The sequence below is a fragment of the Nonomuraea sp. NPDC046570 genome, assembly GCF_040645915.1.
Lineage (GTDB): Bacteria > Actinomycetota > Actinomycetes > Streptosporangiales > Streptosporangiaceae > Nonomuraea.
This window is the reverse complement of the sequence record NZ_JBEYZF010000038.1, coordinates 16,978-32,268: the sequence shown is the minus strand read 5'-3', so window position 1 is coordinate 32,268 and position 15,291 is coordinate 16,978. Positions and strand designations below refer to the sequence as shown.

The window sequence follows — 15,291 nt, the reverse complement described above, 5'->3', positions numbered from 1 at the left end:
ACGCGTTCTGTCCAGTGGTCTGGATGTGAGCACCACCGACACGCCCGTCGCCTCGGCCATCCTGCGCACGGCGACCGGACGCGAGGCCACCCGATGGGTCGCGGCGCACTGCCGCGAGGTGCCATGGCTGACGATCGCCACCGCCCTCACCACGGTGGCCGGGGCAGCGCTCCAAGTGCTGCCGGTCCTCCTGCTCGGCCAGGTGGTCGACGGGGTGGTCGGGGGCGAACCGCGGTCGATCCTGGTCACGATCGGGGTGCTGATGGTGGTCGCCGTGTTGCTCGGCGCGGCGGCCACCGCGGCGTCGACGTACCTGATCGGGCGGCTGGGCGCGGATCTGCTCGCGCGGCTGCGGGAAGGCGCCGTCCGGGCGGTGCTGGGCATGCCGAGCGCACGGATCGAGCAGGTTGGCCGGGGCGATGTGCTGTCCAGGGTCGGTGACGATGTGGCCGTGGTGTCCAAGGGCATCCGGGCGGCCGTCCCCACGGTGCTCTCGGCGGGAGTGCTGGTCGTCATCGCCACGGCCGGCATGTTCGGGCTGGACTGGCGGCTCGGTCTGGCGGGCGCCGGCGCGCTGCCCGCGTACGGGCTGGCCCTCCGCTGGTATCTCCCCCGGTCCGCGCCGCTCTACCAGCGGCAGCGGGAAGCCCAGGCCGACCGCGCGCAGGCGCTGATCAGCGGCCTGAACGGGATCGACACCGTCCGGGCGTACCGCCTTGAGTGCGCCGTCCGCGAGAAGGTCACCAGCGAGTCGTGGCGGGTGCGCGATCTCGGCGTCGAGGTGTTCCGGTACTTCGGCCGGTTCGTCGGCAGGGAGAACCGCGCCGAGTTCATCGGGCTGGTCCTGATCATCGTGGTGGGGTACCTCCTGCTGGAGGCCGATGCCGCCACCCTGGGCGAGGTGTCGGTGGCCCCGCTGCTGTTCCACCGGCTGTTCACCCCGTTGGGCGCCATCCTGTTCACCTTCGACGAGGCGCAGAAGTCGGGCGCGAGCCTGACCCGGCTGGTCGGGGTGCTGGGCGAGGCCCCGGACGAACGGCTGGTGGGCGATGTGGCCGTCGCGCCGGCGGAGGCCGGGCCGTACCCGGTGACGGTGGAAGGGGTGACGTTCAGCTATCCCGATTCCGAGGGGCCGGTCCTGCGGGACGTCGACCTGGCGATCCCGGCGGGCGGTTCGCTCGCGCTGGTGGGGGCGACGGGCGCGGGCAAGACGACCCTGGCGGCGCTGATCGCGGGCATCGGAACCCCGCAGGCCGGGTCGGTGCGCATCGGATCGACCGACCTCGCCGGCCTGAACGAGGCCGAGGCGCGGGCCTTGGTGAGCATCCTGACGCAGGAGACGCACGTGTTCTCCGGTCCGCTCGCCGACGACCTGCGGCTGGCCGCGCCGAAGGCGACCGATGCCGAGCTGATGGACGCGTTGCGCACGGTCGGCGCCGATACGTGGGTGGCGGCGCTGCACGACGGGCTGGACACGGTGGTCGGCGAGGGCGGTGAGCGCCTGGACGGCACCAAGGTGGCCCAGATCGCCCTGGCTCGGCTGGTGCTGGGCCGATCGCCGGTGGTGGTGCTGGACGAGTCGACCGCCGAGGCGGGCAGCCAGGGCGCCGCCGAGTTGGAGCGGGCCGTGTCGGCCGCGTGCCGGGGCCGCACCACGCTGTTCGTGGCACACCGGCTGACCCAGGCGATGGCGGCGGACCGAATCGCCGTGCTGGACGCGGGACGCGTGGTGGAGCAGGGAACCCATGAGGAATTGCTGGCTCTGGGCGGCCGGTACGCGCGACTGTGGCGTGCGTGGCGCGAAGGCAACTAAGGTAAGGCTAACCTTATTTGGAAGGACGGCTGAGTCTTCGATGATGGAACCGAGCACTCGTCTGGCACTGCTTTCTCCCGCGCGCCTGGCCGACGTGCGCCGGCGAACCGGCGAATATCCCGACAGGACCATCACCGAAGCGTGCGCCATCGGGCTGGCCTACTGGGCGACGGGTCAGAGCCCCGACGGCCTCGACCTCATCCCCGGCACCCTGTTCGCCGACGTCCTCGGGTGGGTCGACAACGGCGGGGACGGGGCCGACTGCTGGGAGGTCGGCGCGGACGACCGGAGCATCACCGTCCCCGAGGGCGTCGTGCTGACCGACGCGCAGCTCGCGCTGGACGACCTGGCCGACTTCCCGGACCGGCCCCTGGGCACCGTCAGCCCGTCCAGCGTGGCGGCGCGGCTCGAGGCGCTGGCCGAGTGGAACGACAACAAGGTCGACCGGGTCCGCCCGACCATCGTGGAGATGTTCCGCGAGCAGGCCCGGACCAGGCCGGACGCCATCGCCATCGTCGACGAACACCGGTCGCTGACCTACCGTGAAGCGGCCGAGCTGTCCAACCAGCTGGCCCACCACCTGATCGACCGCGGGCTCACCGCCGAACAGGTGGTCGGGATCTCGCTGGGCCGCTCCGCCGAGATGGTCATCGGTCTGCTGGGCGTGCTCCAGGCGGGGTGCGCGTTCGTGCCGCTCGATCCGCAGTGGCCCGCCGCGCGCCGAGCGGTCGTCGTCGCCGACGCCCGGGTCGTGGTGCAGCTCAACGACTCCGGCGAGCACGACGCGGGTGAACCCGAAGCCGTGGCCGTCGACCTCGGCGACTGGCGGTTCGGTTCGTACTCCACCGAGAGGACCGAGGTCGCCATCCCCGGCCCCGCCCTGGCGTACGTGATCTTCACGTCCGGTTCCACCGGGCGGCCCAAGGGCGCGATGATCCGGCACGAGGCGATCAGCGAGCGCCTGCTGTGGCAGGGCAACGAGATCCTGGGCTTCGGCCACGACGACGCGTCGCTGTTCAAGGCGCCGCTGTCGTTCGACATCTCCATCAATGAGATCTTCCTGCCTCTGGTGTGCGGCGGCAGGCTGGTGGTCCTGCGACCCGGCGGCGAACGCGACCCGCACCACCTGCTGAGCGTGATCGCCGAGCAGCGCGTCACCTTCACCTACCTGGTGTCGTCCATGCTGGACGTGCTGCTGGAGATCGCGGGCGACTCCGGGCGGCTGGACAGCCTGCGGCACGTGTGGTGCGGCGGCGAGGTGCTGACCCCGGAGCTGTACGAACGGTTCCGCACCCGGCTCGACATCCCCATGTACCACGGCTACGGCCCGGCCGAGACGACGATCGGCGTCTCGCACGTCATCTACCGGTGGGCGGCGGAACGCCTGTCGACGTCGATCGGCAAGGCCAACCCCAACACCGAGTTGTACGTGCTGGACGAGGAGCTGCGCCCGGTCCCGGTCGGCGTCGGCGGCGAGCTGTACGTGGGCGGGTTCCTCCTGGGGCGCGGGTACGTCAACGCGCCCGGCCTGACGGCGTCCCAGTTCGTGGCGAACCCCTTCGCCGGGGACGGGTCCCGGCTGTACCGGACCGGTGACCTCGCGCGGTTCGCCCCGGACGGGTCGCTGGACTTCCTCGGCCGGGCCGACAACCAGATCAAGATCCGCGGCATGCGGCTGGAGATCGAGGACGTCGAGGTCGGTCTCGCGGAGCACCCCCGGGTACGGCACACCTGTGTCGTCGCGAAGAAGAACGCGGCGGGCGGCACATACCTGGTGGGGTATGTGATCCCGGCGGCCGGGAGCGAGGACCTGCGGGCGGACGAGGTCACGGCGTGGGCCGTCGAGCACCTGGTCGAGTACATGGTGCCCGCGCACATCGTCGTACTGAAGGAGTTCCCCCTCACGCCGAACGGCAAGCTGGACCGGCGCGCGTTGCCGGAGCCGGTGATCAACGCGGGTACGCTCATCCCGCCCGCCACCGAGAACGAGCGCGTGGTGTGCGCGGCGGTCGCGTCGGTGTTACGGCTGGACGAGGTCGGTGTCGACCAGAACTTCTTCACGCTCGGCGGCGACAGCATTCTGGCGATCTCGCTGTTGAGCGCGCTGCGCGACGCGGGACTCTACGTCACGGCGAGGCAGATCTTCACCAACACCACTGTGGGGGCGCTGGCGGCGGTGGCGAGCCGAGATGATGTCTCCACAGTGGACCACGGGGATGTCGCGACCGGTTCCGTCACGGGGGCGCCCATCGTGCGGTGGCTCGGCGAGACCACGGACGCGATCGACGGCTTCGTGCAGTCGGTGGTGCTGAACACCCCGGCGGACCTGACCGCCGATGCCCTCGACGCGATTCTCGCCGCCGTGGTCAGGCGGCATGACCTGCTGCGCGCCAAGCTGGTGCGCGGCGACCGCTGGGGCTTCGACGTTCCGGAGGCGGGCCAGGCCGTCGCGGGGTGGCAGGAGAGCGACCGGCCGCTCGACGAGTGCGTCGAGCTCGCCACCGCCGCTCTGGACCCGGACGACGGCGTGATGCATCGTGCTGTCTGGCGGCGCGAGGCACGGCAGTTGGTCGTGGTCGTCCATCACGTGGTGGTCGACGGCGTGTCCTGGCGGGTCCTGATGGAGGACCTGGCCACGGCGTGGCGGCAGCTCGCCTCGGGCACGCCGATCGATTTGCCCCCGGTGGGCACGTCGTTCCGGCGCTGGACGCAGTTGCTGGAGCGCGCGGCGTTCGACGCCGACCGCGGCTACTTCCAGCGTCCCCTGCCGGGAGCGGACGGACCGGTGGGCAGGCGTCCACTGTCCCGAGCCGACACCGTCGCAGGTGAGAGGGTTCAGGCCGTCTCGGTCAACCCCGAGGTCACAGCCGCGCTGCTGGGCGAGATTCCCGCGCGGTTCCACGCGGGCGTCAACGACGTGCTGCTGACCGCGCTCGCCGTCACCCTCGCCCGGTGGCGCCGCGACCTCGGGCAGGATCAGACGTTCGCGCACATCGAACTCGAGGGCCACGGCCGCGAAGGGCGGTTCGTGGCAGGCGCCGCGGGCTTCGAGCCGGAGCTGTCGCGAACCGTGGGCTGGTTCACCACGCTGTTCCCGGTGACCGTGGACCCTGGCGCGGCAGCCGATTTCACCGACCCCGAGTACCTGTCCGCCGCGCTCAAGGCGGTCAAGGAAGACCTCGCCCGGGTGCCGGGCAACGGCGTGTCGTACGGCGCCCTGCGGTACCTGGCCGGCGCCGAGTTCGACGCGTCCGCCCCGCAGGTGTTGTTCAACTACCTCGGCCGCTTCGACGCGGGCGAGTCCGGGGACTGGCAGCTCGCGGGCGCCACAGGGCACCTGGGTGAGAAGCGCGACCCGAGGATGCGCCTGCCGCGCGTCCTGGAGTTCAACGCGATCGCCGAACCCGGCTCGACCGGCGAGTACGAGCTGGTCACCACCATCTCGTGGCCGGCCGGGATGTTCACCGACGAGGACATCGCGACGATCGGCGAGTACTTCCGGGTGGCCTTGGCGGGCCTCGCCGTACTCGACCAGGGCGGCCATTCCCCCAGCGACTTCGGCGCGGTGGCCCTCACACAGGCCGATGTCGACGCCCTGGACGGCCCGGCGCTGCTGGACATCCTGCCGCTGACCCCGTTGCAGGAGGGCCTGTACTTCCACTCGGTCTTCGACGACGACTCGGCGGGCAGCTACGTCGAGCAGCAGCTACTGGCGCTGGACGGCGAGGTGGACGCCGACCGGCTCACGGCGGCGGCCACCCGGTTGCTCACGCTGTACCCGAACCTGGCCGCGCGGTTCGTGGCCCTCGCCGACGGCCGCGTGGTCTCGGTACTGGAGAGCGGTGTGGAGGCGCCGTTCACCGTGCTGGACCGCCCCGGCATCACCGACGACGAGATCCGCGACCACGCCGAGCGGGACCGCCGCGCCGGGTTCGACCTGGCCACCGGCCCGCTGATGCGGTACACGCTCATCCGCGCGGGGTCCGGCGGGACCGTCCTGGTGCAGACCGTGCACCACATCATCGCCGACGGCTGGTCGGTGCCCCCGATGCTGCGCGCGCTGCTGACCGAGTATCACGCGCCGGGGACCGGGTACCCGCGCGGCGGCTTCCCCGACTACGTGCGCCGGCTCGCCGAACGCGACGATGACGAGAGCGACCGGGTCTGGCGCGATCAGCTCGCCGGTCTGCCCGGCCCCGCGCTGGTCGCCGAGGGGCACACCCCGTCCGACCGGTTCGCCGACACCGCCGTGGAGCCGGGTGACGACATCGACGCGGCCGTCCGGTCGGCGGGTGTGCCGCTGAGTGTCGCCGTGCACAGCGCGTGGGCGGTGACGCTGGGCGGCATCGTGCACGGCAAGGACGTGGTGTTCGGCTCGACGGTGTCCGGGCGTGACGCGGATGTGCCCGGCATCGAGGACATGGTGGGTCTGTTCATCAACACGATCCCCGTGCGCGCCCGATGGGCCGGCACCACCACGGCGCGCGAACTGCTCGCCTCCGTGCGGGAACACCAGAGCGCGGTGCTGCCGCACCAGCATGTCTCGCTGACCAGGATCGGCCGCCAGGCCGGCAGCGGTCCCCTGTTCGACACCCTGGTGGTGTTCGACGTCGCCACGGATCTGGACAGTCTGCGGAGGCCCGGCGACGAGCTCGTCATCACCGGCATCGTGAACGAGGGCGCCCCGCACTACCCGTTGACGCTGGTGGTGGAGCGCACACTCGACGGTCGTCCGCGCTTCAACCTGATCTACGACAGCGAGTCGCTGCGGGAGACGAGCGCCCAGGCGATCCTGCGCACGTTCGACCGGACCCTGACCGGCCTGCTCACCCGGCCGGACGAGCTGGTCGACGACCTGGCGCCCGACGACGCCCGACGCCCCGCGCGGATCACCCCGACGACCTTGGGGGGACTGTTCGACGCCGCCGCGAACCGCGACCCGGCCGCCACCGCCGTCACCCGATGCGGTCTCGACGGCAGCACCCGGTCGCTGACCTATGGCGAACTGGCGGACGCGAAGAACGAGCTGGCCTCGGCGCTGCGCGCGGCCGGTGTCGGACCGGGCAAACGGGTCGCCGTCGCCGTTCCGCGTTCCCTTGAGCAGGTCGTAGCGCTGGTCGCGATCGTCTCCGCGGGCGGTGCGTACGTGCCGCTGGATCTGGCGTACCCGGATGAGCGGCTGGAGTACATCCTCGCTGACGCCGCCCCGCAGGTCGTTCTCGTGGAGCGGGGACAGCAGGACCGCTTCACGGAGCTGTCGGCCAGGGCGGGCGTGCCCGCCCGCGTGCTCGTGCAGGGAGACGAACTGCCGCTGGACACCACCGCGCCCGAGGTCAGCCGGCACGACCCGGCGTACGTGATCTACACCTCCGGGTCGACCGGCAGGCCCAAGGGGGTCGTCGTCCCGCACTCCAGCGTGCTGGCGCTGCTCGCGAACACCCAGCCCGACATGGACTTCGGTCCGCGCGACGTGTGGGTCCAGTTCCACTCCTACTCGTTCGACTTCGCGGTGTGGGAGCTGTGGGGCGCGCTGGCGCACGGCGGTGAGCTGCTGGTGCCGGAGTACGGGTTGACCCGCTCTCCGGTCGACTTCCACCGGCTGGTCCGCGAGCGCGGAGTGAGCGTGCTCAACCAGACCCCGTCGGCGTTCTACCAGTTCATCGAGGCCGACCGGCACGCCGGCGAGCCGCTCACCGCACTGCGCCGGATCATCTTCGGCGGCGAGGCGCTGGATCTCGGGCGGCTGCGCGGCTGGGTCGAGCGGCACGGCACCGGCTCGCCCGAGCTGGTCAACATGTACGGCATCACCGAGACCACCGTCCACGTCACGCACCGGGTGCTGACCGACGAGGACTTCGCCTTCGGCGACGACGTCAGCCCGATCGGTGGCCCGATCCCCGGCCTGGTCACCTACCTGCTCGACGATCGGCTCCGGCAGGTGCCGCCGGGCCGGGTGGGCGCCATCTATGTCGCCGGCGACCAGGTGTCGCTCGGCTACCTGGGCAGGCCGGGGCTCACCGCGGGCCGGTTCGTGGCGAACCCGTTCGCGGGCGACGGCTCCCGCATGTACCACACGGGCGACCTCGCCCGCCGTACCCTCGACGGGGAGCTGGAGTTCGCCGGCCGCGCCGACGATCAGGTGCAGCTCAAGGGTTTCCGGATCGAACTCGGCGAGGTGGAGTCCGCGATCAGGGAGCTCGGCGGCGTCGTCGATGTGGCCGTCACCGTGGCCGACAGCGGCGATCACCTGGTCGCGCATGTCGTGGGTCGCGTGCCCGACGACTTCGACGGTCTCCTGTCGGCGAAGCTGCCCGTGCACATGGTGCCGGGCCGGGTGCTGCCGGTCGACGCCCTGCCGCTGACGGTCAACGGCAAGTTGGACCGCAAGGCCCTGATCGAACACGCGGCGCGGGACGACACCCCGGTGGCCACGAGTGACTCCACCCTTGCCGCTCTGGCCGGCATCTTCGCCGAGACGCTACCCGGCTCCGACGCGGACGGCGACACCGACTTCTTCAGGGCCGGGGGCGACAGCATCGTCGCCATCACCGTGGTCAACCGGGCCAGGGCGCTCGGGCTGCCGATCGCCCCGCGAGACGTGTTCCTGTTCAGGACGCCGCGCGCACTCGCCGAGCACCTGGGGACACGCACGCCGCAGGACCCGGCGTCCGCGCCCGCCCGCCACGAGGACGGCCCGCTGACGCCGACGCCGATCATCCTGCGGCAGCGGGAACTGGGCGGCTCCCTCGCCCGGTTCGCCCAGGCCAGGACGCTGGTGGCGGCCGAGGGCACCGGGTTCGCCGACGCCGAGCGCGCCGCGAACGCCGTCGTGGCCGCGCACCCGGCCCTCCGGCTGCGGCTGCGCGTCGAGCACGGGGTGTGGGCCCTGCGCACCGAATCCGCCCGCGCGGTCACCGTCGTCCGTACGGACGCGACCGACGCGACGAGCGCGGCGAACGAAGCCGCCGGGCGGCTCGATCCCGAGTCCGGAGAGGTGATCGCGTTCTCGTGGCTGGCGGCGAGCCGGACCCTGGTGGTCACCGTGCACCACCTCGCCGTCGACTCGGTGTCCTGGCTGATCCTGCTGGACGACCTGGCCGCCGCCATGCGCGGGGCGCCCTTGGCGCCACCGACCACGTCCTACGCCGAGTACGCCGACGCGCTGACCACCCAGTCCGCCCAGGTGGTCGACGACCTCGGGCACTGGGTCGGCACGCTCGAAGCGCCCGTGCTGCTGCCCGTGATCGAAGGGCTGCGGGAGACCATGGTGGAGGTCTCGCCCGACCTGACCGCCCGCGTGACGCGTACCGCGCCCGCCGCGCTCGGCGTCGGTCTCACCGAGTTGCTGTGCGGCGCGCTGCGAACCGCGCTGACGTCCATCCAGCCGTCGCCAGGCGATCTCGCGATCGAGTTGGAGCGGCATGGCCGGGTCCCGGTGCTCGAACACCACGACTACACCCGCACGGTCGGCTGGTTCACCTCCATCGCGCCCGTACGGCTCACGGCGCACACCGACCCCGTCGCGGCGGCGCGCGAGGTCGCGGAGCGCCAGCCGGACGAGCGCGGGCAGGTCGCCTACGGCCAGCTCAGGTACCTCAACCCGCAGACGGCCGCACTGCTGAACGCGCGCCCGCAGGTGCTGTTCAACTACCTCGGCCGGGGCAGCGAGTCCCAGGCGCTGCACCTCGCCGGCGGCGATCAGGGCAGCCCGTACGCCGTCGAGGTCAACGCGTGGATCGACGCGGCCACCGGAAGCCTGCGTGCGGCCTTCACCCTCGCCGAGGGCATCCCCGACGAGCTCACCGAGCACTGGCGGCGCGCGCTGGAGCGGATCGCGGACGCCTCCGAGACTGCCGAGCGGACGGCACCGGTGACCCCGCTTCAAAGGGGCCTGTTCTTCCAGGCCCAGCTGGCGGGCTCGGCCGGACCCTATGTCGCCCAGAGCTACTTCACCTTCGACCGGCGGCTGGACACCGACTCGCTGGCCGAGGCGATGGCGTACGTGATCGCGCGGCACCCGGTCGTGGGAGCCGGTTTCAGCACCGATGCAGGCGGAAACCCGGTCCAGGTCCTCGCAGCGGGTCGGCGGGTCGATGTCCGCACGGTCGTCCTGTCGACGGACGCGGAAGTCGACGCCCTGCGCGCCCATGACCGCGACACGGGCTTCGACCTGGACGAGCCGCCGCTGATCCGGTTGACCGTGGTGCGCCTGCCCGACGACCGCGACGGCCTGCTGCTGAGCTACCACCTGCTGCTGTGGGACGGCTGGTCACGCGAGATCGTGCTGCGGGACCTGTTCTATGCGTATCAGGCCGTTGTCGCGGGAGAGCCGCTGGATCCGGCCCCGGCCACGCCGAGCTTCGAGGACTACGCCCGGGCGCTCGACGCCAAGGACTTCTCCGTGTCGGAACGTTTCTGGGCGGAGCACCTGACCGGACTCCCAGGCCCGACGCTGCTCGCCGGACCGTCACCGTCGCTTTCGGACGAGCTGCCGCGCACACTCGTGCACACGCTCTCCGCCGAACAGTCGGAACTGCTGCGGGAAGCGGCCAAGGTGCACGGTGTCACCCTGAACTCGGTGCTGACCGGCGCGTTCGGCCTGCTGCTGGGCGCACACACCGGCCGGAGTGACGCGGTGTTCGGCGTGACCGTCTCCGGCCGCGAGGGCGAGGGCCTGTCCGGCATCGTCGGCGTGCTGCTCAACACCGTGCCCATGTGGACGCGGGCCCGGCCGGCTGACACGGTACGGGGGTACCTGTCGGCCGTGCAGGCGGCCAGGGTCGCGGCGATGGAGCACGAGCACCTGGGGCTCGGCGAGATCCAGCGGGCCAGTGGGCACGACACCCTGTTCGACAACCTGTTCGTGCTCCAGAACTTCCTGGACCTGGACGCGTTCGCCGAGATGAACGCCAGGCACGGCATCACCGCGGTGCGGGCCGACGACTCCACGCACTACCCGTTCACCTGGGTCGTCACGCCCGGCGACCGGCTCACGGTCAAGCTGGAGTATCGCGACGACGACACGGAGCGCGCCGGTCGTCTCCTGGACGACTACCTGCGCGTGCTCGAGGACCTGGCCCGGTCGACCGGGCCGGTGGGCGCGCTGCGCGGTCTGGGGCAGGAGCCTGAGCCGGCCGAGCGCACGGACGTCGGCACGGACACCGTGGTCGACCGGTTCGACCAGGCGGCGGACCGAAGCCCGGAGCAGGTCGCGCTCGTCGCCCACGGCCGGACCATGACGTTCGCCCAGCTTCGGGACCGCAGTCGCGCGGTGGCGGGTGTGCTCGCCCAGCGCGGCATCGGCCCCGAGATGACCGTGGCTCTCGCGATCCCGCGTTCACTCGACTCGATCGTGGCGCTGTTCGCCGTGCTGCGCGTCGGCGCCGCGTACGTGCCGCTGGAACTGGACCACCCGGACGAGCGGATCGCCGCGATCGTCGCGGACGCCCACCCGGACGCGATCCTCACCGTGAGCGCCGTCTCTCCCCGGCTGAGCGGCGACCTGATCGAGCTGGACCGCCCCCTGCCCGAGGCCGAGCCGTTCGTGACGTTCGCGCCGGACGACCCGGACCGCCTGCGGCACCCCGCCTACACGATCTACACCTCCGGATCGACCGGGAAGCCCAAGGGCGTGGTGACCGAGTACGCCGGGCTCACCAACATGCTGATCAACCACCAGCGTCGGATCTTCGAGCCGGTGCTGGTGGAGCACGCCCACCGGGTCTTCCGGATCGCGCACACCGTGTCGTTCGCGTTCGACATGTCGTGGGAGGAACTGCTGTGGCTCGCCGATGGCCACGAGGTGCACATCTGCGACGAGGAACTGCGCCGCGACGCGCCCCGGCTGGTCGAGTACTGCCTCGAGTACGGGATCGACGTCATCAACGTGACCCCCACCTACGCGCAGCAACTGGTGGCCGAGGGGCTGCTCGACGACCCCGCACGGCGGCCCGCGCTGGTGCTGCTGGGCGGTGAGGCGGTCACCCCGACGTTGTGGCAGCGGCTCACCGAGACCGAGGGGACAGTCGGCTACAACCTGTACGGCCCCACCGAGTACACCATCAACACCCTCGGGGTCGGCACCTTCGAGTGCCAGGACCCGGTGGTGGGCGTGGCGATCGACAACACCGACGTGTACGTGCTGGACCCGTGGCTGCGGCCCGTACCGGACGGGGTGCCCGGGGAGCTGTACGTGTCGGGTGTCGGCATCGCCCGCGGATACCTCGGGCAGCCCGCCCAGACCGCGCACCGGTTCGTCGCGTGCCCGTACGGCGAGCCCGGCGAGCGCATGTACCGCACCGGGGACCTCGTGCTCCGGCGGCCCGACGGGAACCTGATGTACCTGGGCCGCACCGACCAGCAAGTCAAGATCCGGGGGCACCGGGTCGAGCTGGGCGAGGTCGAGGCCGCGTTCGCGGCGCACCCGGCGGTGCGGTTCGCCGCCGCGGTCGCCCAACCCGACCCGCAGGTCGACGGCGCGTACCGGCTGGCCGCGTACCTCGTGCTGGGCGACTCCGACCTGGCGACGGTCGCCGCCGAGGTGGGCACCGGGCTGCCGGACTACCTGCGCCCCACGCACTACGCCCAGGTCGGCACCATCCCGCTGACAGTGAACGGGAAGGCTGACACCAAGGCGTTGCCGACGGCCAAGCCACTGGGCGCGCTGACCTCGTCGGGCGAGCGTGGCCCGGTGACCGAGACCGAGACCGTGGTGTGCGAGTTCTTCGCCGAGGCGCTGGACCTGGATGATGACGAGGTGAGAGCGGTGAGCGACTTCATGTCCCTCGGAGGGCATTCCATGCTGGCGGTGCGGCTGATCGGGCTGCTCCGCCGCGAGTACGGTCCGGTGATCACCATCCGTGATCTGTTCACCCTGCGAACCCCGGAAGCGATTGCCCGGCACCTCGATGACAACTCCTGACGAGCAGCGGCCCCGCACGGGGGCCGACATCCTCTGGACCGCAGTGCGGCGCAACACGGGCCCCATGACCTGGGGCACCGTCCTCATGGGCCTGTACCAGGCGGGCGAGACCGCCTTCCCCATCGCGCTCGGCCTGATAGTCGAATACACGATGCGGGACCGCAGCCTGGGCTCGCTCGGCCTGTCGATCGCCGCGCTGGCCGTGATCATCACGACCGTGTCGCTGTCGTGGCGGTTCGGGATGCGCATCCTGCAGAAGGCCAACACGACCGAGGCACACCGCTGGCGGGTGCAGGTCGCGGCCTGCGGACTCCAGCCGGTGGCCAGGAACGTCGACCTCAAGTCCGGCGAGGTCCTGACCATCGCCACCGAGGACGCCGACCAGACCGCCGACATCATCGAGGTGGTGCCGCTGCTGATCAGCTCGCTCGTCGCGGTGCTGATCACGGCGGTCGCGCTGGGCATGGCCAGCGTCCAGCTCGGCCTGCTGGTGATCGTGGGAACCACCGCGATCCTGTCGATCCTGAGCGTGATGTCCAAGCGGATCGGCGCCAGCACCGGCGAACAGCAGGCCCGGGTGGCGCGGGCGGGTGCGAAGGTCGCCGACCTGATCACCGGCCTGCGCCCGCTGCACGGCTTCGGCGGCAACCACGCGGCGTTCCTGTCCTACCGGAAGGTCAGCACAGAGGCGAAAACCCAGGCGATCACCGTCGCCAGGGTGAACGGCGCGTACGCCGGCACCGCGCTGGCCCTCAACGCGGCCCTCGCCGCCGCTGTGACCCTGACGGCGGGCTGGCTGGCGTTCAACGGCCAGATCACCATCGGGGAGCTCGTCATGGCCGTGGGGCTGGCGCAGTTCATCATGGAACCGCTCAGGCTGTTCTCGGAGATGCCCAAGTACGTGATGATCGCGCGCGCGTCGGCCGAGCGGATGGCGCTGGTGCTGGCCGCGCCACCGGTGATGATCCCGGGGCCGGAGCGCCCGTCCGCGGGCGGAGACCTCGAGGTCGACGGCGTCCGATACGGGTCCCTGCGCGAGCTGAAATTCCACGTGTCCGCCGGCGAGTTCGTGGCGATCGCCGCCTACCAGCCGCGCGCGGCGGCCGACCTCGCGTCCATCCTGGCCGTGAACGTCCCGCCCGACGCGTATGAGGGTGTGGTGCGAGTCGGCGGGCGGGAGCTGGCGGACCTGTCGATCGAGGCGGTCCGCGAGCACCTGCTGGTGAACCCGTACGACGGGGAGATCTTCGCGGGGACCCTCCGCACGAACATCGACCCGGCGGGCGCCAGGCGGAAGGTCCCTGAGGCCGTCGAGGCGTCCATGCTGACCGACGTCGTCGCCCTGCACCGCGACGGACTCGACCACGGTGTCCGCGACCGCGGCGCGAACCTGTCCGGTGGGCAGCGTCAACGGCTGTCCCTGGCCCGCGCCCTCGCCGCCGACACCGACATCCTGGTCCTGCACGACCCGACGACAGCCGTCGACGCGGTCACCGAACAGCTCGTCGCACGCAACATCGCGGAGCTACGCCGGAACCGCACCACCATCGTGATCGCCAGCAGCCCGGCCCTCCTGGACGCCGCCGACCGCGTCCTCGTCCTGGACGACGGCGTCATCACCGCGGAGGACACCCATCGGAACCTCCTCACCACCGACGAGACCTACCGCCTGGCCGTGGCCCGGTGACCTGGACGGGGTGACGGCCTACCTGCGGCACACCCGGGCGTCCTGGATGTCGGCCGGGAGGACGGGCTTGCCGTCCACCGGAGGTGTGGGACCGTCCGGCACCGGCTGGATGCCGCCGGCGGCGATGCGGTCGAGCGCGGCGAGCCCGGCGGCGTCCACCGTGCCGAAGACCGTGTAGTTGGGCGACAGCCCGGAATCACCGTAGACCAGGAAGAACTGGCTGCCGTTGGTGTCGGGGCCGGCGTTGGCCATGGCCAGCACTCCGCGCGCGTACGTCTTGCGCACCCCGGTCGGGTCGCCCGGCCACGGCGGCAGATCCGTGGGCAGTTCGTCCTTGTACCGGTAGCCCGGCCCGCCCTCGCCGGTGAAACCGGGGTCGCCGCACTGCAGCACCTTCAGCCGGTCATACGCGGTGAGCCGGTGGCACGAGGTGACGTCGTAGAACCGATGCCGGATCAGGTGCACGAAGCTCTGCACCGTGCACGGCGCCTTGGCCGGGTCGAGGGCGAGCCCGATGTCGCCGTGGTTGGTCTTGAGCACCGCGGAGACCGGACGCGTGGGGGTGCGGCGCGGGTCCGGCGGCAGCGGCACCTTCCGCACGGCCGGGTCATCGGGGGTCTCGGTGTACTGGCACGGCCCTTTGGTCGTTCTCGGCGGCCTGTCCGAGACCGACGACGAGGCCGGCATCGCGCCGACCGCGATCAGCGAGCCTGTCGTGACTGCGGATAACGCGGCGCGGGCCGCGAGTCGTACCAACGCTCTGCGGGACATCATGTCCTCCACTGCGTGATGATCGCTGGACTTCCTGTGGTCTAGTCGATCTGACCGGCGCAGTCAAGGGTCCTCTTTCCCGGCGGTGTTTGACCGCCA

The 15,291-nt window shown here is 71.5% G+C and carries 4 protein-coding genes; 3 read left to right on the top strand and 1 reads right to left on the bottom strand.

All coding sequences use genetic code 11. The features are described 5' to 3' along the window. The first annotated feature begins 25 nt into the window (after nucleotides 1-25). Genes ABZ911_RS36410 through ABZ911_RS36400 form a run of 3 tightly spaced genes read left to right on the top strand, consistent with a single transcriptional unit; the run spans nucleotide 26 to nucleotide 14,421 of the window. Complete coding sequence (locus ABZ911_RS36410) at nucleotides 26-1,813, top strand: ABC transporter ATP-binding protein (protein WP_358066837.1); 1,788 nt, start codon at nucleotides 26-28, stop codon at nucleotides 1,811-1,813. 43 nt (nucleotides 1,814-1,856) lie between these two features. After that, nucleotides 1,857-12,734: an amino acid adenylation domain-containing protein gene (locus tag ABZ911_RS36405; RefSeq protein ID WP_358066834.1), complete on the top strand. Its 10,878-nt coding sequence runs from the start codon at nucleotides 1,857-1,859 to the stop codon at nucleotides 12,732-12,734. Beyond that, nucleotides 12,721-14,421 (top strand): ABC transporter ATP-binding protein, encoded by a 1,701-nt coding sequence (locus ABZ911_RS36400; protein WP_358066831.1) that lies wholly within the window; start codon nucleotides 12,721-12,723, stop codon nucleotides 14,419-14,421. The genes ABZ911_RS36405 and ABZ911_RS36400 overlap by 14 nt, the downstream gene beginning before the upstream one ends. An 18-nt stretch (nucleotides 14,422-14,439) precedes the next feature. On the opposite strand, the gene ABZ911_RS36395 is transcribed toward ABZ911_RS36400, so the two are convergent. Next, nucleotides 14,440-15,192, bottom strand: coding sequence for a peptidylprolyl isomerase (locus ABZ911_RS36395; RefSeq protein ID WP_358066829.1), 753 nt, complete (start codon nucleotides 15,190-15,192; stop codon nucleotides 14,440-14,442). Between the last annotated feature and the right edge of the window lie 99 nt (nucleotides 15,193-15,291).